The sequence below is a fragment of the Clostridium sp. 10cd* genome, from assembly GCF_044336395.1.
Lineage (GTDB): Bacteria > Bacillota_I > Bacilli_A > Erysipelotrichales > Erysipelotrichaceae > Clostridium_AQ > Clostridium_AQ innocuum.
Genome location: NZ_CP172347.1, coordinates 90,919 through 111,126, shown reverse-complemented (window position 1 = coordinate 111,126; position 20,208 = coordinate 90,919). Strand labels below are relative to the sequence as shown.

At 42.4% G+C, this 20,208-nt stretch carries 19 protein-coding genes; 4 read left to right on the top strand and 15 right to left on the bottom strand.

What is annotated here, in order from left to right; translation table 11 throughout:
- Positions 1-178 precede the first annotated feature (178 nt).
- Positions 179-652, top strand: coding sequence for an HAD family hydrolase (locus ACG3M1_RS00505; protein ID WP_008818095.1), 474 nt, complete (start codon positions 179-181; stop codon positions 650-652).
- Between the two features lie 83 nt (positions 653-735).
- On the opposite strand, the gene ACG3M1_RS00500 is transcribed toward ACG3M1_RS00505, so the two are convergent.
- From ACG3M1_RS00500 to ACG3M1_RS00460, 9 genes are all read right to left on the bottom strand, one after another.
- Positions 736-1,503: an ABC transporter ATP-binding protein gene (locus ACG3M1_RS00500; RefSeq protein ID WP_008818094.1), complete on the bottom strand. Its 768-nt coding sequence runs from the start codon at positions 1,501-1,503 to the stop codon at positions 736-738.
- 11 nt (positions 1,504-1,514) lie between these two features.
- Complete coding sequence (locus ACG3M1_RS00495; RefSeq protein ID WP_054344321.1) at positions 1,515-2,873, bottom strand: ABC transporter permease; 1,359 nt, start codon at positions 2,871-2,873, stop codon at positions 1,515-1,517.
- Between the two features lie 575 nt (positions 2,874-3,448).
- Complete coding sequence (locus tag ACG3M1_RS00490; protein ID WP_008818092.1) at positions 3,449-4,198, bottom strand: nitroreductase family protein; 750 nt, start codon at positions 4,196-4,198, stop codon at positions 3,449-3,451.
- Position 4,199: 1 nt separating this feature from the next.
- Entirely contained in the window at positions 4,200-4,997 is a 798-nt protein-coding gene (locus ACG3M1_RS00485; protein WP_008818091.1) for a histidinol-phosphatase, read from the bottom strand.
- Positions 4,998-5,040: 43 nt separating this feature from the next.
- Entirely contained in the window at positions 5,041-5,916 is an 876-nt protein-coding gene (locus ACG3M1_RS00480) for a YitT family protein (RefSeq protein WP_002606782.1), read from the bottom strand.
- A 194-nt stretch (positions 5,917-6,110) separates the two neighbouring features.
- The gene (locus tag ACG3M1_RS00475; RefSeq protein WP_021420173.1) at positions 6,111-7,556 is read right to left on the bottom strand and encodes a glycoside hydrolase family 1 protein; all 1,446 of its coding nucleotides are present in this window, start codon (positions 7,554-7,556) and stop codon (positions 6,111-6,113) included.
- A gap of 20 nt (positions 7,557-7,576) precedes the next feature.
- On the bottom strand, positions 7,577-7,915 hold the full coding sequence (locus ACG3M1_RS00470; protein ID WP_233105568.1) for a PTS lactose/cellobiose transporter subunit IIA: 339 nt from the start codon (positions 7,913-7,915) through the stop codon (positions 7,577-7,579).
- A gap of 19 nt (positions 7,916-7,934) precedes the next feature.
- Positions 7,935-9,194 carry a PTS sugar transporter subunit IIC gene (locus tag ACG3M1_RS00465; protein WP_008818088.1) on the bottom strand — a complete coding sequence of 420 codons (1,260 nt, stop codon included), beginning with the start codon at positions 9,192-9,194 and terminating at the stop codon, positions 7,935-7,937.
- A gap of 25 nt (positions 9,195-9,219) precedes the next feature.
- Positions 9,220-9,534 carry a PTS sugar transporter subunit IIB gene (locus tag ACG3M1_RS00460; RefSeq protein WP_008818087.1) on the bottom strand — a complete coding sequence of 105 codons (315 nt, stop codon included), beginning with the start codon at positions 9,532-9,534 and terminating at the stop codon, positions 9,220-9,222.
- Positions 9,535-9,735: 201 nt separating this feature from the next.
- On the opposite strand from ACG3M1_RS00460, the gene ACG3M1_RS00455 reads away from it, so the two are divergent.
- Positions 9,736-11,652 carry a BglG family transcription antiterminator gene (locus ACG3M1_RS00455; RefSeq protein WP_009270122.1) on the top strand — a complete coding sequence of 639 codons (1,917 nt, stop codon included), beginning with the start codon at positions 9,736-9,738 and terminating at the stop codon, positions 11,650-11,652.
- 85 nt (positions 11,653-11,737) lie between these two features.
- Here the strand turns inward: ACG3M1_RS00455 and ACG3M1_RS00450 are convergent, their stop codons facing one another.
- The 5 genes from ACG3M1_RS00450 to ACG3M1_RS00430 all read right to left on the bottom strand — a co-directional run bounded on the left by ACG3M1_RS00450 (position 11,738) and on the right by ACG3M1_RS00430 (position 14,706).
- On the bottom strand, positions 11,738-12,442 hold the full coding sequence (locus ACG3M1_RS00450) for an ABC transporter permease (protein WP_065530352.1): 705 nt from the start codon (positions 12,440-12,442) through the stop codon (positions 11,738-11,740).
- 1 nt (position 12,443) lies between these two features.
- Entirely contained in the window at positions 12,444-13,286 is an 843-nt protein-coding gene (locus ACG3M1_RS00445; RefSeq protein WP_395814679.1) for an ABC transporter ATP-binding protein, read from the bottom strand.
- Positions 13,283-13,756, bottom strand: coding sequence for a hypothetical protein (locus ACG3M1_RS00440; protein WP_044907542.1), 474 nt, complete (start codon positions 13,754-13,756; stop codon positions 13,283-13,285). Before ACG3M1_RS00440 ends, ACG3M1_RS00445 begins: the two co-directional genes overlap by 4 nt.
- Before the next feature lie 4 nt (positions 13,757-13,760).
- On the bottom strand, positions 13,761-14,189 hold the full coding sequence (locus tag ACG3M1_RS00435; RefSeq protein WP_008818082.1) for a LytTR family DNA-binding domain-containing protein: 429 nt from the start codon (positions 14,187-14,189) through the stop codon (positions 13,761-13,763).
- Between the two features lie 136 nt (positions 14,190-14,325).
- Positions 14,326-14,706, bottom strand: a complete 381-nt coding sequence (locus ACG3M1_RS00430) for a hypothetical protein (protein ID WP_002606777.1) — start codon at positions 14,704-14,706, stop codon at positions 14,326-14,328.
- A 270-nt stretch (positions 14,707-14,976) separates the two neighbouring features.
- Here ACG3M1_RS00430 and ACG3M1_RS00425 point away from each other — a divergent pair, with 270 nt between their 5' ends.
- Both ACG3M1_RS00425 and ACG3M1_RS00420 read left to right on the top strand, forming a co-directional pair.
- A complete protein-coding gene (locus tag ACG3M1_RS00425; RefSeq protein ID WP_009270120.1) occupies positions 14,977-15,939 on the top strand; it encodes an Rpn family recombination-promoting nuclease/putative transposase in 963 nt (320 codons plus the stop codon).
- 295 nt (positions 15,940-16,234) lie between these two features.
- On the top strand, positions 16,235-17,608 hold the full coding sequence (locus ACG3M1_RS00420) for an NAD(P)/FAD-dependent oxidoreductase (RefSeq protein ID WP_002606775.1): 1,374 nt from the start codon (positions 16,235-16,237) through the stop codon (positions 17,606-17,608).
- Positions 17,609-17,687: 79 nt separating this feature from the next.
- Here the strand turns inward: ACG3M1_RS00420 and ACG3M1_RS00415 are convergent, their stop codons facing one another.
- Positions 17,688-20,099: a glycyl radical protein gene (locus tag ACG3M1_RS00415; protein WP_395814676.1), complete on the bottom strand. Its 2,412-nt coding sequence runs from the start codon at positions 20,097-20,099 to the stop codon at positions 17,688-17,690.
- Positions 20,100-20,208: the final 109 nt, after the last annotated feature.

The following is a 20,208-nucleotide window of genomic DNA, read 5'->3' as shown; positions in this document are numbered from 1 at the left end:
AAACATACGGGAATCTACGCTTCCTTATATATAAGAGGGTCTTTCCCCTCCCAATACCATACATTTTCTATCCCAAAGGGTCAGATTTTCATTCACCATCTACATTTGAGGGCTCACAGTATTTGATAATAAACTGTATTTTTTAATATACAATTTCTACTATACAATAGGTATGAAAATGAAATATGGCAGGCACCTAGCCTATTTCAGAGCCGCTTTCTTTGATATCGGCAACACCTGCTTTAATCAGGTGCATGGACAGATTCCACCTGCAAATATAGATGCAGTACACAGACTGCAGGAAAAAGGCTTTCACTATGAGCCCTATTTTGAGAAGCTGTTGGATGTCGCAATTACCTATTCCGGCCATCGCAATACGGATTTAATTCCGGCAGGCGTGACAAAAGCCACAGGCATTCACCAGCTGATGAAGCTGTGGAGGCTTCCCGGACACGATTATCTATGCTTTGGCGATATCAGAACAGATATTCCCATGCTAAAGGACGTGTGTCTTGGTATTGCCATGGAACATGCGAAAAAGGAAGTAATGCTCCATGCAGATGCGGTATGCGTCCGCAGTGACTGTAACGGTATTTCGAGTTTTCTAAGAGCATCCTCTCTTATAAAAAAGGAATCGTATGCCGCATTCTAAGAAAATATAAAATGTTTCCATATGCAGATGAACTGCGTATAGAAACATTTTTATATGATATTTTCAGTTGACTGATGAGAGCTTTACGAAAACAGCAGCTCCATAGATTCCTTACTGTTGATTTGAACAATTTTATAAAAGTATTCTTTCTGATCCATATCCGCACGCTCCAGATCCTCTTCGATACAGCCATCCCGCAGATACAGCAGCCGCCTGGAATAGCTCGCAATCATGGCATCATGAGTCACCATAAGGATTGTGACCTTCTCACGCTCATTCAGCTCCTTTAGGATTGTGAGCAGTGTATGTGAATTTTTGGAATCCAGACTGCCGGTTGGTTCATCTGCCACAATCAGCTTGGGCTTGTTAATCAGGGCTCTTGCGACCGCACATCGCTGACACTGTCCTCCGGAGCATTCCACCGGATATTTATCCAGTACATCCACTAGCTCCAGCCTCTCTGCGGTTTGCTGCACACGTATTCCGATTTCCTCCTTCGACATGTTTGACAGGGTAAGAGGCAATGCGATATTTTCCTTCAGCGTCAGAGTATCCATCAAATTAAAGGACTGAAAGATAAATCCTAGATTTTCATACCGGAATTTTCCCGTTTGAGATTCCAGCATACTGTAGACATCAATGCCATTGATCTTCACCTTTCCCTTTGTCGGCGTATCAATTGTGGAAAGGTTGTTGATCAGCGTGGACTTCCCGGAACCGCTGGGTCCCATGATACATATAAAATCTCCTTCGTGCACTTCCAGTGAAATGCCGCGCAATGCTTCAAATTCATTTTTTGTATGACGATTATAAATCTTCGTTATATTCTTAGCTTCCAATATAGTATTCATATTCTGCTCTCCTATTCCTCCATATATGCTTCCATCAGATCCTGACGGAAAATCAGTTTCATATAAATGCGATACATCACCACAGCTGCCACCAGCAAAAAGCCGATATACAAGCCGTGCAGCTGTAATACAAAGCTCCACGCCACATCCCCTCCTGCCGCAAACAATGAAGTTATGACCAGTAAAGGCGGCAGAGATAACAACAGAATGATGCCGTAAAAGCCGACGATTTCCTGCTTGATAATTTTTCGGATATCCGTTTTCAAATACCCGATTGCCGTCATATTGCGAAAGACCTGACACTTACTCAATCCGTCGGCAGACAGCTTATAAACAAGACAGATACTGATTTGAAGCATCGATACGAGAAAGGCGATCATAACAACCATAAAAGTTGCCGTGTCGTTATAAAATTTACACAGATATAGAAATAATACCGCTGTCGACAATAAAATAATCGTAACCAGAAGATTTCCGTTGACCATGCTGTAGCGCAGATTTCCCAAAGATATCAGAAAATGGCGATTTTCTGCAAACATCCGTTTTTTCATCAGGGTTAATACATCCGGAAGTATATAACGAAATACATTCCCTGCGCCGAATACGATGGCTACACCAAGATATATCAGAAAAATGGCATTCATATAATGATAATCAATCGAGAACAGCAGATATATGGTCAGCGCATACACACATACATATACGATTTTCATAAATACCTGCTTCTGTTTTCCAATCGGATTCATCGACCGTCTGGCACGCAGCAGTTCATTCATGGAATCCATGCGATAGACAAAGCCTGCATCGACAATAACCAGCCATACGGAAACAATCACAAGGGTAGCGATGCAATATCCAAGGGCTGCGGAAGAAAAGGTGAATACAGGTGCCTGTATATTCATCGACAGATAGATGACATGATTCACCAGCGGAAACACACAGCAGCCGGCAAGAGCTCCCAGCGGTGCTGCAATTCCCATGATCATAAAATTTTGCACAATCAGGAACTTGGCTATTCGAATAATACTGCTACCGCTGATCATCATTACACCAATATCATGTGTTTTTGACATCAGAAAAAATTTGTTTGAAAAAAAGACTGTCAGTATGCAGATGAAAATCATAAACAAAGACAGCATCATCGTAAAGATTCCGGATCCGATGCCTCCATCAAAGGAAGCAACAAGCGACATTCCACCCTGTGACATTGCAGAGGCATCACGCAATGACTCACTTCCGTAATAGGGATTTGCGATGATTGCGAAAAACATCGTAATCACAAGGGAAGCGGAGAACATCGAGAATGCAAAAAAGAACGCATCTGCAGGCTTTCGGCTCAGATTCGTATAAGAAAAACGAAGTAATTCCATATACTCTCCTCCATAGTTTTAAACATCTAGCCATTGTAAACGTTAACACAGAAAAGTTTGCTTTGCAAGACTCAAAGAGGATGATGTCCTACCTTTCCTTTAATTTTATGCATGCAGCAGCAACAGGATTCAGAATTTTCCACAGACATGGCATTTATATGACAAGCTATGACAACGACAGCAGATTATCGGTGAAAGAAAATGAGATATCCATCTTCAAAAGTAAATGCATACCATACACCCTGCCTGAAAAACAAGGGCTCTCACTCCCCTTTGATGCAGCTGTGCAAACGAAGATACCTCCACCCAATACAGTCAAGTTTTCTCGTTGCGTGTATTGCCTGTTATAAAAAGCGGTGCAGCGGTTTTTAATTCTAACACAGTAACATATAAATGATTAAGCTGTTTAAAAGAAAAAGGTGTCTGATAAAGAGATTCTGATGTCACAGACAAATGCTTAACCGTAGTAAATTGAAGCGAATGAATAAAAGGGAAGATGATATAAGGCTAAGGCTGCCACATCTTCCTTTTCATAAATATTATAAAATTTCATAAAAAGCTACTTCTATTATATCCTAAGGCAAATAAGCCTCTGAATTTTCATTTATTTTCTCATAGACAGCAGGATTTCCCCATGTCCAGGTACCTTTTTGTGCACCGATTTCAAAGTGCAGCATGGCGATTCCCAAATCCACCATTTCAAAGGAATCCGTATGGGCAACCTCAGCATAAGCACGATCCTTTTCCTGACGGAAGCGCACCGGCTGTTTAAAAAGTGCTGAGGGTGCCAGCTGCACTGCCTCCATTCCGTTTTTCATCCAATCCGGACTGTGCGCTGTGATATCTGACATTTCCTCCACGGTTTTTCCTCTGTGCCGTGTTGCATGCGAAATCAGCTGTTCCTTTAAGGTTTTCTTATGTGCGGTATAGCCGATCGCGATAACGCAGTACAGCTTCTCATCTTCCTTTACATAGGGCTTTAAAGCATCTTTCGCAAAGGTACCGCCAACCCAGCAGGTTCCCATATTGCGCTCTACCGCCTCCAGAATCAGTCGTTCACCGAAATATCCCAGCTTCTCCTGCATATATACATCACGGGAATTGCCCATCATCATAATGAAATTCTCAACATTGTGAAACATGCCGTAGCTGTTGCGAAATCCCTTAAAGATTTCCGGATGTCCGCATACCAGCTTCATATGCAATCCGTGCTTCTGGTTATACATATGAATGCGTTCCTTTAAAAAGGCTGCATCCTCATCCCGCAATTTCTCTCGCAGATAGCTTCTTCGGGAATGTCTTTTATACATAGCTTCCTTCAGCATCTCAGTTCCCCCTGTTCCTGTCTTCAAACCGCAGCTCGTTGCGGAATTTCAACGGCAGATCATATAGAATTTCCTGATTCACAATAGCAAAGCAATCCTGATCGGCATACTTTTGAGGTGCATGTGCATCCAGACCATAGACGATATCCACATCATAGGTACAGGCAATCTCCCAGAAGCTGCGATATGGATAGGTGTAGCGAAATTCCTCTCCCAGCTTGCGTTTCCCATAGCGCAGGCCGTTCAGATTGACCTCCAGAATAACCCCGTGCTTTTGTGCACTTGCACAGATTCTATGGGCAGCCTCACAACAGGCTTCTGTCCAGACTTCCTTTCCAAACATAAACAGATCAGGATGCGCAATGATATCCGGTAATCCCTTCTCACAGGCCTTTTCAATCAGGGAAGCATAGTGCAGTACATCCGCATCGCTGTGATTATCATAAAATTCCGGCGCATACAATGCAGGGCCATGCTGTCCGAGAATGAGATAATCCATCTCTTCCTTATATTGCATAAGCTCATCCAGCTGTTCCTCAAAATATTCGATTTCCATCCCCAGACGGATTTCGATTTGATCCTGATAAGTATGCTGCAGCTTTCTCACACTGCTCACATAGTCTGCAAGCTCTTCCACCCGCATACGCTCTCCCGGTGCATCACCGTTACGATACGGGGCATGGTCACTGAAACCCATATACCGATACCCATTCTTTATCGCTTCCTTTACATACGCTTCATCACTTCCTACAGCATGCCCGCACCGTTCTGTATGACTGTGATAGTTAAAATTCTGCATGTTTCCGCCTCCTTCCATAAACTTCTATATTATATAGGAAAAGCTATAGCTCCTCCTCATAAGTGAACCCAAGACCCTGTACTTCATTTGCTTCCATTACGATAACAAATGCCTCCGGATCGATATGCGACACCAGATGCTCCAGCTCCGGCAGCTGCTTTTTGGATACCACAGCCATTATGACCGGTCGTTTCTCAGAAGAATAGCCGCCGGTTGCTTCCAGAATCGTAGTCCCGCGCTCCAACACCTCATGAATACGGTCCATAATTTCCGTATGCTTATTGGATACGATCATCACATTACGCGCATCATGTCCACCGATCATCATGGTTTTATTGATCATATAGCTGCTTACCCAGACTGACAGAATTCCTGTAAGTGCAGCCTGCAGTCCGTATACGGCAGCACCAAGCAGTACGGTAAGCGCGTCCACAATCAAAACCAGTGTCGGAAGCGGTATATGGGTATACTTGTTAATGATCAGTGGTGGAATATCCATACCACCGGTACTGGCACCTGTACGAAACACACAGCCGACACCGATGCCCATCAGCGCACCGCCGTAAATGGTGGCTAAATATTTATCCATGATAAAGGTATCCGGAGCAATCACATGTTTTGCCAGATAGGACAGTAAAGTAAGCAGCAGCGGATAACAGATTGTACTCAGAATCGTTTTTGCCGCAAACTTTTTCCCCAGGACAAGTGATCCTGCAAGAAACAGTACGACGGTCAGTACATTGATCACCAGTTCAGGATTCAAATGAATCAGCGGCTCCAGTGCGATTGCAACACCCGCCAGGCCCCCCGTCAGTACATCATTGGGCAATATAAACCAGGCAACCCCCATGGCCAGAGCAATATTTCCCGCAAGGATCCACAACGTATCCTGCACCAATTCTTTATTGCTTAATTTCAAAAGTATCCCTTCTCTCTTTCATGCTCTTTCATTATAGCATATTTTAGAACGATATCCCGTACTCTTCCCTATTGTGTGTCTACTTATAGTATCTATTCATATCAGCAGAGTAATGTTTATCATTTTAAAGCATGAAAAAGAAAGATACTCCACCATTAAAAACGATGAAATATCTCCTTTGTTTTATTTATAAGTTAATCCAACTCCTCGCCATTTGTTTCTATAACCTTTTTGTACCAGGCGAAGCTGTCTTTTTTTATTCTTTCCCCACTGCCCTTTCCATAATCATCATAATCTACATAAATGAATCCATAGCGTTTTGACATTTCAGAAGAGGAACAGGAAATGATGTCAATCGGTCCCCATGCATAATAGCCTCTGACATCCACACCATCACGGATTGCTTCTTTGATCTGTTCGAAATGATTCCGATAGAAATCAACACGGTACGGATCATGAATATGACCATTTTCCAGTTTATCATAGAACCCGCTTCCGTTTTCTGTAATATAAATCGGCTTCTGATAACGATCCCAGAAGGTATTCAATAAAATTCTCAATCCGATCGGATCATAGGTCCAGCCCCATTCATTTGCGGGCAGCTCTTTATTACGGATGGAGTCATTTCCGTTCTCAAAGCTTTCTTTTGTCACAATACGAGTGTAATAATAGGAGAAGGAAAAGAAATCACATGTATTCTTCAAATCCTCTTCATCCTGTTCTCCAAATTCCACATGAATATCATGATCCTCGAAGAAGCGCAGGGCATATCCCGGATACACGCCTCTTAAGAGTACATCCGAGTAAAAATATTCCATCTGGTTATGCTGAAGGGCTGCCAGCTGATCCTCCGGCTTGGAAGTTGCCGCATAATCATGTCCGCCGCACAGCATCATACCAATTTGTAAATCCGGATACGTTGCGTGTGCATATCGTGTAGCGCGTGCACAAGCGACCATTTCATTATGCACAGCCTGATATTTCGCACTCTTTAAATCATCAACCATATCTTCGGCAACACCCAGATGGTTAAAGGATTCATGAGAAATCAAGTTGATCTGGTTTACCAGAATCCAGTGCTTAACCTTATCATGATAGCGGTCAAAAATCACTTTGCAGTAGTTCTCAAAGAAAGAAATGGTTTCTCTGGAATACCAGCCCTTGTACTTCAGCGTAAGATGTAACGGCATCTCATAATGGGACACGGTAATCATCGGCACCATATTGTGTTTGAGAATCTCATCGAAAAGCGCATCATAGAACTTTAAGCCTTCCTCATTAGGAGCTTCATCATCCCCATTCGGAAATATTCTCGCCCAGTTGATGCTGGTACGGAAGGTCTTCAGTCCTAATTCAGCCAGCAGTCTGAGATCCTCTTTATATGTATGGTAGAAATCAATACCCCGGCGTTTTGGAAACACCCTTCCATCATTGTTTCCGGCATTCATTGCATCCTTCACGTAGGTGGAAGTAACTTCATCATTATATTTCTTTGTAATATCAATATCATCACGGAACTCATTGATATCCGCAACACATAATCCTTTTCCTCCTGCTGTATAGGCACCCTCCAGCTGATTTGCAGCTACAGCGCCACCCCACAGGAAATCTTTTGGAAACCCATCCGGTATTCTTGACATATTTGCCTCCTTAACAATCTTTATTTTTCCAATGCAGAGATACGTTTCTCATAAGCACTGAATATTTTCAGCAGCTGTTTCGCAATATTGATTTCACTGTAAATCGTCATTAACGTATCCTGTGCATGCGCAAACAGAAGAGAATATTCCGACTCATCACCACGGGTTTCTCCCTGAATTGCATCGGTCTGCACTTTATGAGCCTCTGTAATTTTTGTTTGTGCTTCCTTTAATTTTACCTCAGCTGTTTCAAAATCCGCTTCGGATATGGCATCCAGTGCCTCCTTGCATGCGACCCGGGCATCCCCGGCATGCAAGATAATAGACATTGCGGATTGTACTGTTTGTTCACTCATCATAATAACTCTCCTCTCACTATTATTCAGCAGCTGCTTCTGTTGCAGTTTCCTCATCAATACACTGCTTTTCATAGGCTTTGAAGAACGGGTACCAGATCGCACCGCCGACAACAAATATAATCAGCATGACTGCAATGGCCATAATGGATCCTTCCGATGTGATCCATGTGGAAATCGGGAATGGACAATACCACATTTCAAACTGAATTTTAGGAATCGGGGCAATGGCGATTACCTTACATGCGATCCACACCAATGCCGGTAACACGATACCGTTAATCCACATAGGCAGCATCATAACAGGGTTCCATGCAATACAGCCGAACACCACAGGTTCATTGATATTGAAAATCGTTGGTCCAATACAGGCACGACCTAAAGATTTCAGCTTCTTCGACTTGGATAATGCAAGGAAGATAACCAGCGGCATGGTGCAGGCAATTCCACCGATCCACAGATAGCAGGTATAGACGCAGGATTCCGTATACATGTTCAGGTTCGCTACAGACGCTGTTCCTGCAGTTGCCAGTGCGATATTTGCGGCGATGCTCTGTAACTTTACAGGAGATGTCGCAGGTGCAAGAACCCATGAAGAAATACCCATGGAATAAATAAAGCATTCCAGAAAGCAGACCAGGATGAATCCATACCATGTATTCATAATACCCTGTAATGGCATAAAGAAGGAAGTGATAATCGCATATAAATCGATGTTCAATACCTGTACCACAATAAACCCGGTGAATATGATTCCGCCAATTGGCAATAATGCATCAAACCACTGACGTACAAAATCCGGGATTGCACTGTCTTCTTTAAAGAATGAGAATTTGCCAAACAGATTAAATACAATACTGGTCACAATACCGGTAAACATTGCACAGAACATTCCGCCTGCACCAAATGCACTGGAACCAAACCCCGGTTCCCCTGCTTTGACAAGCTCCGGAGTAATGGATATAAAGAATAGAATCAGACCGGTTGCACCGGCGATAATTCTCTGCTTTCTCAATCGTTTCTTCTCACAGAAGTTAAACGGAATCAGAAAGCTGACAAGTACAGAAATCATTCCCATTGTCCACCCATAAGGTGTCCAGAAGGAAAAGGGCAGAGTCACAAACCCTTCGATAACCGTTCCCACACAAAACAGGGATCCCAGCAGGATAAATGGCAGTACCTGCATGATAGAGTCCTTTATCGTAACGACCCAGGTGTTGTGGTTAAACTTATTCATTTTCGGCGCAAAACTATTTTCAAGCCAGTTTATTAAATTATTCATATGTATCTCCCTTTCTCAGTAACGATTATTTTTCCATTTCCTCAAGTAAGTGGGCAATCGCCATTTCTCCGTTTAATACAGAGTAATAATCCGGTTCCATTAAAATTACCTTGACATCCTCCCCATGTGTATACTCCTCAACCTCATCCAGAATATAAGCCAGGTGTGGTCCAACCATCAGGACATTGATTTCATCAATATAGTTTTCAATCTCTGATTCACTACGTGCTTTGATATCAATATCAAGTCCCTGTTTGGATGCAGCCTTTCTCATATTGGCTGCCATGAATCCGGAGCTTGCTCCGGAACCGCAGACGAGTAATACATTTAATTTTTCCATAATAATCTTCCTTTCAGGCTTCTTCGCCTCATCACACCTATAGTATGCCAAATCGGTTTTTAAATTTCTAATCATGTTTTGCACGCTGTGGGGCAGATAATTATTTTCCCCAAGCTCGTGCAAAATTCTGGTTGAGAATTACAGTCCGGTAAAATATAATTTTAACATATAGTGATTTCTGAACAAAAAGCAGGTGATGAAATGAAACAGAAAAACAAAGAGCTACTCCGTGCTTTATTTGACCTACAACCGGCAAATACCAATTTATTAGCCAATCATCTGAATGTTTCTGTACGCAGTATCAAAAATTATGTACGTGAAATCAATGAAGAATATCCCGAAGCTATTCATTCATCAAGGGAAGGATACCGTCTGGATATGGAATTAGCGAAATCCATACTGGATGAAACTGCAGATCATATTCCCCAGACTTCGGAAGAACGTGTAATCTATATTTTAAATCAGCTGATCAATCATCATCAGGAGGAAGCAATTGATATATATGATTTATGTGATGAATTGTTTATCAGCCTTTCTACCATCAAGAATGAGCTGCAAAAAGTCAAGCGCAGACTGGCAAAATATGATTTGGAATTAGTAAGTCAGAAAGATCAGATTTCTATAAAAGGATTAGAAAAAAACAAGCGCAAATTACTCAGCACCCTGTTATATAATGAATCCAATGTTAATTTTGTCAATTTAAAATCATTACAAAACTCCTTTCTGGATATTGATATTCCGTATATTAAGAATACGGTATTACAGATATTTGAGGATTACCATTATTTTATCAATGACTATTCTTTAATCAATCTGGTCTTGCATATCACCATTGCGATTGACCGTATCCGGAAGAACAATATCAATACAACGAGCATTGACCAGCAGCCGGCGGTTCACCTGCATGAGTATGAGCTTGCGGAAAAAGTGGCAGGACGTCTGGAAGAACATTTTCATATCACCTACAGTAAGGCGGAAATTTATGAAATGACACTGCTGATTATTTCCAGGGCAACAACAATTGATTATAAAAGTATCAATGCCGCAAACCTGGAGGATTTTATCGGAAAGGAATGTCTGAATCTGGTAAAAGAGCTGATTCTCGATATCAACTCCTTCTATTATATTGATTTGAGTGAACAGGAATTTCTTATCCGGTTCGCCCTTCATATCAAAAATTTACTGGTGCGCTCCAAGAACAATTACTTCAGTAAAAATCCACTCGCGGATGGTATTAAAACCTCCTGTCCTCTGATTTATGATGTATCGGTTTCTCTTGCCGCAACGATAAAAGAAAAAACAGGAATTTCTATAAACGATGATGAAATTGCCTATATTGCCTTTCATCTGGGAAGCGCCCTGGAGGCACAGAAAAGCCTGACAGAAAAAATAACTGTAGCGTTGTATTGTCCCAGCTATTACGATATGAGTCTGAAGGTTACCGATGTGATCAAGCGCTATTATTCTGATGAATTGCTGATTACAAATATACTTACCGATGAAAGTGATTTTGATAAAATTAAGGATACAAATCTCATCATAACTACAATACCTGTTTCTGTAATTACTTCCATACCTATGATACAGATTAGCATATTCCTCAATCAAAAGGACAGGCAGCTGTTAAATGAAAAAATAGAAACAATCCGTAAATTAAAAAAACGCAGCGTTTTTGAAGGCTATTTGAAAGAGCTGCTTCTGCCTGATTTCTTTGAGGTCCTGAAGAGTGGATTTTCTACAGAAAAAGAGTGTATAACATATATGGTAAATAAACTGATTGTGCATGGATATGTGGATGATGAATTTGAGAATGAAATAATATCCCGTGAGAATATGTCCTCGACAGCTTTTGGCAGCTTTGCGATTCCGCATGCAATGAAAATGCATGCCAAAAAGACAGGGATGAATATTGTTATCAGTGAAACGCCGATATCATGGAACCAGCAGGATGTGTATCTGGTGCTCATGCTTTGCTTTAACAAAAGTGACCGTTATATTTTCAATGAGATTTTTGATCCGATTACCATGATTTTAAGCACACCGGAAAATGTCAAGAAGCTGTGCGGATGTCAATCCTATGAGGACTTCATTTCCACGATGTCGGATCTGTTACAGTGAAGCAGGCTTAAAATTTTCCTGCATGTAGTTTACCGTTTGAACTAAGTAGAAACCCGGCATGCTCGACATACCGGGTTTTACTTTATTATGAAGCAAGCAGCTGCTTCCTTCTATACATGTACACATACAGCACGAGCACAAGAGCAAAATTTATCAGTATCACAACAAATGACTGTGCGGACAGAACAATCGTAGAGCTGTTGTTGATCTGCTCATAAATCTGTTGAGAATATAGAAATTTTCCAACATTGCGTATGGAGGCATTAAACATTGACAGCATGGGAATAAAGGAAGTAAGCAGCATGGCAGGAACGGACAGACCGCTGGCAGCCGTCTGATTATCACTCACAACCCCAATCAGTGCGCCAATAACTGAGGAAATCAGAATACCGCATGCATTCAGCAGCAGAAACATCCACAGCTCCTGCAGGGAGAATTTCCCCAGTAATCCCATAAACAGCACACCTGCCATACAAAATACAAACACATACGCTCCGATGCCCAGCAGATATTCCATCGGTTTTACATTCGACATCATGAGCATACGTAAAGAGCCCTTCTCCTTTTCCTCACTGATGATCGCAGACAGGATGAGAATCGGAGCCATGCATACATACATAACAGAAAACAGATTTACAAAGTATCTTTTCGGCAGTTCAAATTCGCCGGCGGAAAGTGTCAGAATTGCTGCGATTGCCGGAAACATCACAAACTGTACAAGCGTAGGCTTATTACGAAAGGTGTCCTTTAGCTGCTTACGGATGATTGCATATATATGAGAAGGCTTCATATCAGACCAGCTCCTTTCCTGTCAGTGAGATAAATACAGTTTCCAGTGTAGGCTCCATGGAATGGATGGTCTTCACATGTCCGGCTTCCATCAGATGCATAATCTTTTCTGCATCTCTCTTGATATCCAGCACAATACTCTCTCCCTGCGCTGTCGTTATGTTAACCTGATTCGTCGTATTGTATTTGCAGCAGATAGCTTCCGGCGTATCACATTCGATGATAGACCCCTCATTCAAAAAGGCCACTCTGTCGCATAGGCGTGTTGCCTCCTCCATATCGTGTGTTGTCAGAAAGATAGTGACACCCTTTTCCTTCAGCTCAAACAAGCGCTCATGAATGTTGGATGTTGTTGCCGGATCCAATCCCGAGGCAGGCTCATCCAAAAATAAAACCCTAGGCTCATGAAGCAATGCTCTGGCAAAGGAAAGCCGCTGCTTCATACCCTTTGACAGCTTAATGACTGCTTTCTGTCTGCTGTCATACAGAGATACACGGCGCAGTGCCGGTTCTATGACATTATAAGGAAGCTGATAGAGCCTTCTGTATATATCCAGATTATCTATACAGGATAAACGATCATATAATCCAGCTTCATCCAGCATCATACCAATCTGTGCATACGTATCATCACTTAGCTGCCCGGAATCATTCCCCAGAACATATGAACTGCCGCCGTCCTTCTTTAATAAGCCAAGTAGAATCCGTATCAGCGTTGTTTTTCCTGACCCTGACGGTCCCAGAAGTCCAAAGATTTCCGGCTTCTCAATGGAAAAGCTGATATCCTTTAAAACCATTTTTTCCGCAAATCTCTTCTGTATGTGATCCGCTTCCAGTATTGTCATTTTTTCCTCTCCTCTTTCTTTGCCTTATAGGCCTCCAGCAGCTTCTGATATTCCCGATCCTTTCTTCGTGTGGCATACACACTTAGCAGAGTTGCTGCCGAGAAGCTTAACAGAAAGCAGACAACAAAGCCGATCCATGCTGCATGATCATCAACAGGAAACCAGCGGCATACATAAATAAACGGTAGAATCAGCATCATAACAACTGCAATACGCAAAATAATTTTGTAGGTCAGACGCATTGCAGGAAATACTGTGGGCTTATCCAGAAGCAAATTGCATAATGCCAGAAGAGAGGAAAGCAATAAAAGCTCAAAAACAGCAGAAAAGGAAATACCGCCCTGCACATAAAAGCTTGACACCTTCATAATTCCATCCCGGCATGTGACACCTGCCAGTGCAATTACAAAAATCGCAGTAAAAAAGGACATTGTTACATTTCTAAAAAATTTAACCAGATAGTTATACATGCCATTATTCCCCTTTCAGCTTCTGCTTAAATGCCTTTACATAGGTCCTTGTGACCATATGCTGATGACCGGTATCCAGATATACCCGGATTCTTGACCCCAGGTCTGCATGCATGCTGGTTACATGTTCCATATTGATAATTGTTGCTTTGTTGATCCGTATGAAATCATCATTCAGCTGTTCTTCCATCTGATAAAGCCAGAGCATAGACTCGTAACAGCCCTGTGCAGTATATAAAAAGGTACGCTTGTCACTGGAAGCGATAAAGCAGACATCCTCCAGACGCAGCAGATATTCCTTATCTCTTTGCAAGCCGATCAGCTTTTGATGCATAGCTGCCAGCAAGCGGAAAGCTGCCTGTTTTTCCTCCAACGAGTCAAACCGGATGCGGACATCCAGCTGTTGTGAATCCTTACCCTCAATGATTTTCATACCGCATCCTCCTGTTTTTATTATATTTGCACATGAATAGAAAAGCTATAAAATTCAACCAAGTTGCAGGAATCCGTGACTCACCTGCAAGAAAAAAACACCAACAGGAAAAAGCCGTTGATGTTTGCAAATATAGCTATTGAAATATCTCCTGAAAAAGGGAACGCGGCTGAACCTCCGGAACACACACACTTTCTGTTCGCAATGTACCGGTAATCGTATCTCCTTTTCCATCACCCTCGGTAATCACTAGCTGATTCTGTTTCCAGTCAGCCTGAAGATCCTTTCGGTAAGCAAATAATTCCTTATTATGAAGCACCATCAGAATATAGGATTCCTTATGTACACCACGAACCAGCTCGGAATAGATATCCTGAATTTTCTGTTTCAGCTCATAGGTCTGCTTCGTATTGCTGTCATAGCGGATTTCATAATCAATCTCTGCTCTGGCATTTCCATGAATCATAGCAGATGCCATAAGAAACCACAGACAGCCGATTATTGCATAACGTTTCATTTCTTCACCTCATAGCTGAAGTATGGACATCGATTGCAGGATTATACCTGTTTCTTTATAAAGGCAGAAAAGCTATTTTATCGCCTCATCTTTTTCTGTTATATACATTTAGATAGAAGTGATCGAAATCGCAACTCTGTAAAATGCAAGCTGACAATCCTTTTAAAGCAGGAAAAAATCAAGAATATGTGGATTTTTTAGGAATTTCATACCTTCTTAACGTATAGAAGTATGTAAGTGATGATGAGCTTACAGAAGGAGGTTTTCGTCATGGAAAATACGAAAGCAAATACTGTATTGAATTACTGCAATGATGTATTCTTCAAGTACACCCTTTCCCGTGAGGATGAAGGCTCTGTGTACGCCCGCAACACCATTATTGAACGTGTTACCGGAATTAAGGTAAAGGAAAGCACTGTACAGAATCCGAATCTGGATCCCGGAACAATCGGGAAGAAACGCATTATTCTGGATGTTCATGTGAAGGATGAGAAAGGTCGTTTTTTTAATCTGGAAATGCAGACGACCTATGCAGGAGTAGCGGAAATGATGCGCTTTGAATTTTATGGGGCCAGAGCATTGAACAACCAGCTGGATAGCAGTGAAAAGTACAAGGATTTAAAGCCGGTATATCAGATTATTTTCATTGAGAAATGCGCATGGAATAATAAAAATCTGATCAACCACTATCAGATGCGCAATGAGCAGGGGGAAGATGAGAGTAAACACCCATTGATTAGAAGAACCTACATCCATCTGCCCGTTATCAATGAAATCGCTAAGAAAAAGGCCATTCAGCAGATGGATGACTTTGAACAGCTGTGCTTCCTGTTTGAAAACAATGCGAAAAATGATATACTGGAATCAAAGGAAAGGCTGGTGAAGGTATTCGTGAACAAGTACGAGGAAATGCAGAAGGATGATGAGCTGTGGTCAACCGCAATGGCGATTCAGATGGGAGAGGCACGTTATCGCTACGGCTTGGAGGACAGCTTTGAAGAGGGGATGAAGGAAGGAATCATTAAAGGGAAAGCTGAAGGTAAGGTTGAAGGTAGAATCGAAGGAGAGAGACAGCTCTTACATAGGCTTATGGAAGCCAAATATCAGGAAGACTGCACAGCATGGCTGCAGTCATTAACCGAGGACCAATTGCATATCGTATCAAGTTTAATTTTAAAGTGTGATACCCTGGAGGCTGTTAAAAAACAAGTACATACGGCTGACACGATGTAAGTAATCGTATAAGAGCAACACCTTTAACCATATCTCCATACAATGAAAGGCTCTCTGCATAACAAGTGTGGAGAGTTATTCATGCTTATGATACGCAGTTTCAATCAAAACCCATAAGTAATATAAGCTTTCTTTTGCCCTTATCTAAGCGTTATATACAATATAGGTTAGTGAATAGTAACCGTTTTCATAAAGTTTTCATGAATACCGCTGGCTTTTTTCTGTTTCTGTGATAAAATACCATAGGAAATTCAAGATTTCCCGGAAGTTATACATATAACGATGGAGGTAACATATGGATTTTGATTTACTGATTGTCGGGGCCGGTCCCGGCGGTATCTTCTCTGCCTACGAGGCGATGAAACTGAACCCGGAGCTGAAGATTGCTTTATTCGAAACAGGAAACCCGCTGGAGAAAAGAAAATGTCCGATTGACGGGGTGAAAATTAAATCCTGCATCAACTGTAAGACCTGTGCTATTATGAACGGGTTTGGCGGAGCAGGAGCCTTTTCTGATGGAAAATACAATATCACCAACCAGTTTGGCGGTACCTTATACGAACATATCGGAAGGAAAGAAGCAATTGATCTGATGAATTATGTCGATGAGATCAATGTGGCAAACGGTGGACAGGGGACAAAGCTTTATACAAATGAAAATACGCATCTGAAAAAGAAATGCATGCAGAATGATTTACATCTGCTGGAGGCAAGCGTACGCCATCTTGGTACGGATGTGAATTATATTGTTCTGGAAAACCTGTACAATCAGCTGAAGGATAAAATTGAAATACACTTCCATACGCATATAGATGCAGTGGAAAAGCTGGAGAACGGCTATCGTCTGGTGAGCAGGGATAAAAGCTTTACCGGCAGCAAATGCATTATATCCACAGGCCGCAGTGGAAGCAAATGGATGGGAAGCATCTGTAAAAGCCTGGGAATTGCCACGAAGAGCAACCGTGTGGACATCGGTGTGCGTGTAGAACTGCCCTACAGCATTTTCTCCGATCTGACGGATGAATTGTATGAAAGCAAAATCGTATACCGTACGACGAAGTTCCAGGACAAGGTCCGTACCTTCTGCATGAATCCCCGCGGTGTTGTCGTCAGTGAAAATACCAATGGAATTGTAACGGTGAACGGGCACAGCTATGAAGACCCTTCCCGCTACACAGAGAATACGAATTTCGCCCTGTTGGTAAGCAATCACTTTACAGAGCCGTTTAAGGACAGCAACGAATATGGGGAAAGCATTGCGCGTCTTTCCAATATGCTGGGGGGCGGCGTTATCGTACAGCGCTTTGGTGATTTGATACGCGGACAGAGAAGCACGGACTCCCGTATCGCGGAAAGCTTTGTCACACCAACCTTATCCGCTACACCGGGTGATCTGAGTCTGGTAATTCCCAAACGCCAGATGGATGACATCATCGAAATGATTTATGCACTGGACAAGGTGGCACCGGGAACTGCCAATGATGATACCCTGCTGTATGGTGTAGAGGTAAAATTCTATAATCTGGAGGTTGAAATTGATCATAATCTGGAAACCAGGCATGAAGGACTGTACGTGATTGGTGATTGCAGCGGTGTTACCCATTCCCTCTCACATGCAAGTGCAAGCGGCGTTTATGTCGCAAGACATCTGTATAGCAATAAGCATTAAAAAAGAATCGTGAGCCTGTATAGTGCAGGACATCACGATTCTTTTTCTTTTATAAACGCAGACAGATTTTCTTCACGGACTATAACGTTTGTTCTGTACGCTCAATTATATCATCCTGTGTTTGCCTGGACAGGACATTAAAGAAAGCAGAATAACCGGCAACACGGACAATCAGATCCCGATGCTTCTGCGGATGCTTCTGTGCATCAAGCAGTGTATCACGGGAAACCACATTATATTGAACATGGTAACCGTCCAGGCGATTAAAGAAGGTACGTATCATCATTTCCAGCTTCTGCTTATTCTCCTCGCTCGACAGCATCTGCGGCGTCATTTTCTGATTTAACAGCACCCCGCCGGTAATTTCATGTGTCGGAAGCTTGGAAACGGTTTTGAATACAGCAGTAGGTCCGTTCTTATCCATACCATGTGATGGGGAACAGCCTTCAGCAAGCGGTGTGGCAGCATTACGCCCGTCCGGAGTAGCAAGAGTTCCCTTTCCCTGACCGACATTGGCAGAGATACTGGAGGTACCGGCATACCGTGTTCCTCCGATCGGTCCTCTTCCATAACGCGTATTCGGATATTTTTTCACTTCGTTGATATAGACATCATAGGCATCCACAATCAGCTGGTCTACATAATCATCATCATTTCCATATTTGGGAGCATCCGCAATCAGCATCTGTTGTATCGCTTTATGCTGTGGTGATGTAAAATCATCCATCAATGCATCCCACAGCTGATCCGCAGTTATTTTTTGTTCCTCAAATACCAGCTTTTTTACTGCTGCCAGACTGTCCGCAAGGTTGGCGATTCCCACCTGCAGCCCGGATATGAAATCATATACAGCTCCCCCTTCTTTTATGGTTTTTCCCCGTCCGATACAATCCTCCGTCAATGCACTGCATAATACATCCGGAACATCCTGCTCCAGAACGAGATCACAGCAGTTTTCAATGATCACAGAATGTCTTGTGAACTCACGTATTGTTATATCCCATGCTTCCTGTAGCTGAGCATAGGATATCATTTCACTAAAATGTGTAAGCCCCTCCACCAGCTTTACCTGACTGGCAGGATCCACACCTGCATTCATGGCGATCAGCAGCGTTTTCGGAAAATTCAGAAAGCTCATACCGGTACAGCGATAACCCCATTTTCCGGGTACTGCAGTTTCCACGCAGCCAATCGCGCTATAATTGTATGCATCTTCTTTACCAACCCCCTTTTCGATGAAGGATGGAATTATAACCTCATCGGAATTAAAAGCCGGCATCCCGGTTCCCAGCTTTACGACCTCGATTGCTTCATCCATAAACGCAGCAGATAAATTTCTGTGATAGCGTACAGTCAGATTAGGCTGTGGAAGACGGGTCTGTGCAACAGATTTTAGAATGAGAAAGGACAGCATATTTACAGCATCCTTTCCATCATGGGTCTGTCCTCCTACCGTAACATTCTGATACAGGGGAGAACCGGCACTGAATTGTGTATGCGACCAGCTTCTTACCTTATTGATAGTAAATGTTTTCAGCCACAGATTTGTTAAAAGCTCTACGGCCTGTTCCTCTTGCAATACCCGCGTATCCAGATCATGCCTTACGTATGGATATAAATACTGATCCATACGTCCATAGGAAAGAGAATGTCCATTGGATTCTATCTGTAAAACGAGGTGGACAAGCCACATGGACTGTATAGCTTCATGAAAATTTTCAGCCGGTTTATACGGCACCCTGTTCAGTATCTGCGCCATTTTCTGTAATTCCTGCTTTCGTTTTCCCTGTGCTGCTTCAGCCTGTGCAAGCGCAAGCTCAGCATAGCGCTTTGCAAATGCCTGTACGGCAGCAATGACGATCAGAATCGCCTCATAAAAATGATATTTGGAAATGCTATCCGGTTCTGTCATATCCAGCTTCCTTTTCTCCTGCAAGGTTCGCTGCTCATAATACCTGAGCCCTTTTCGCATAATTTTTCCATAGTCAACAGCGATATGTGCATCCCCGCTTGTGATATTTCCTTCCGCTTTGATAATACCGAGATCATAAAAGATTCTGCTTTCCGGTGGAATCATGGCAAGTCCTTTATCCAGTGTTGTATTATGATACCAGTAAGGAGCGATGCTTTTTAGTTCTTCCTTTGTCTCTTCATCGATTTGAAAAACATCCCCGTCACGAAGCTCGAATTCATCCAGCTCTTTTATAACCCAATCCATCGCATATTCCGGGAAGATAGGTGCTGCCCGGTTTTTCTTAGCCTGATTACCAGCGAGCAGTGTCTGCGGCTCGATAAAGATCGGCATATTCTCCAAAATATTTTTCAGCATGAAAGCACGCTTTACAAGCAGCGGCTTATCCGCATGCTCCTGATATGCCTGTGTCGCAAGCACAGCACGTGTGGCGTCAATGGATGCCTCTGTATTCAGAAGCTCCTCTCTGAAGCTATGCATTCTTTCTGTGAGTGTTCCAAAGTGTTCTCTGTTTTCCATATGCTTTCCTCCACGCTTGTTTTTAGTTTCATATGAAATATAAATTCAAACAATACACTATTATAGTATCATATCGTTGAGTTAAGTCAAGATGAATATTTCATTTGAA

Coding starts and splice junctions, on each gene's coding strand:
- ACG3M1_RS00415 (WP_395814676.1), bottom strand. CDS start 20,099: ATGGAAAACAGAGAACACTTTGGAACACTCACAGAAAGAATGCATAGC.
- ACG3M1_RS00435 (WP_008818082.1), bottom strand. CDS start 14,189: ATGAAAATCATTGAGGGTAAGGATTCACAACAGCTGGATGTCCGCATC.
- ACG3M1_RS00490 (WP_008818092.1), bottom strand. CDS start 4,198: ATGCTGAAGGAAGCTATGTATAAAAGACATTCCCGAAGAAGCTATCTG.
- ACG3M1_RS00475 (WP_021420173.1), bottom strand. CDS start 7,556: ATGTCAAGAATACCGGATGGGTTTCCAAAAGATTTCCTGTGGGGTGGC.
- ACG3M1_RS00445 (WP_395814679.1), bottom strand. CDS start 13,286: ATGACAATACTGGAAGCGGATCACATACAGAAGAGATTTGCGGAAAAA.
- ACG3M1_RS00420 (WP_002606775.1), top strand. CDS start 16,235: ATGGATTTTGATTTACTGATTGTCGGGGCCGGTCCCGGCGGTATCTTC.
- ACG3M1_RS00485 (WP_008818091.1), bottom strand. CDS start 4,997: ATGCAGAATTTTAACTATCACAGTCATACAGAACGGTGCGGGCATGCT.
- ACG3M1_RS00430 (WP_002606777.1), bottom strand. CDS start 14,706: ATGAAACGTTATGCAATAATCGGCTGTCTGTGGTTTCTTATGGCATCT.
- ACG3M1_RS00470 (WP_233105568.1), bottom strand. CDS start 7,915: ATGATGAGTGAACAAACAGTACAATCCGCAATGTCTATTATCTTGCAT.
- ACG3M1_RS00440 (WP_044907542.1), bottom strand. CDS start 13,756: ATGTATAACTATCTGGTTAAATTTTTTAGAAATGTAACAATGTCCTTT.
- ACG3M1_RS00460 (WP_008818087.1), bottom strand. CDS start 9,534: ATGGAAAAATTAAATGTATTACTCGTCTGCGGTTCCGGAGCAAGCTCC.
- ACG3M1_RS00505 (WP_008818095.1), top strand. CDS start 179: ATGAAATATGGCAGGCACCTAGCCTATTTCAGAGCCGCTTTCTTTGAT.
- ACG3M1_RS00495 (WP_054344321.1), bottom strand. CDS start 2,873: ATGGAATTACTTCGTTTTTCTTATACGAATCTGAGCCGAAAGCCTGCA.
- ACG3M1_RS00425 (WP_009270120.1), top strand. CDS start 14,977: ATGGAAAATACGAAAGCAAATACTGTATTGAATTACTGCAATGATGTA.
- ACG3M1_RS00455 (WP_009270122.1), top strand. CDS start 9,736: ATGAAACAGAAAAACAAAGAGCTACTCCGTGCTTTATTTGACCTACAA.
- ACG3M1_RS00465 (WP_008818088.1), bottom strand. CDS start 9,194: ATGAATAATTTAATAAACTGGCTTGAAAATAGTTTTGCGCCGAAAATG.
- ACG3M1_RS00450 (WP_065530352.1), bottom strand. CDS start 12,442: ATGAAGCCTTCTCATATATATGCAATCATCCGTAAGCAGCTAAAGGAC.
- ACG3M1_RS00500 (WP_008818094.1), bottom strand. CDS start 1,503: ATGAATACTATATTGGAAGCTAAGAATATAACGAAGATTTATAATCGT.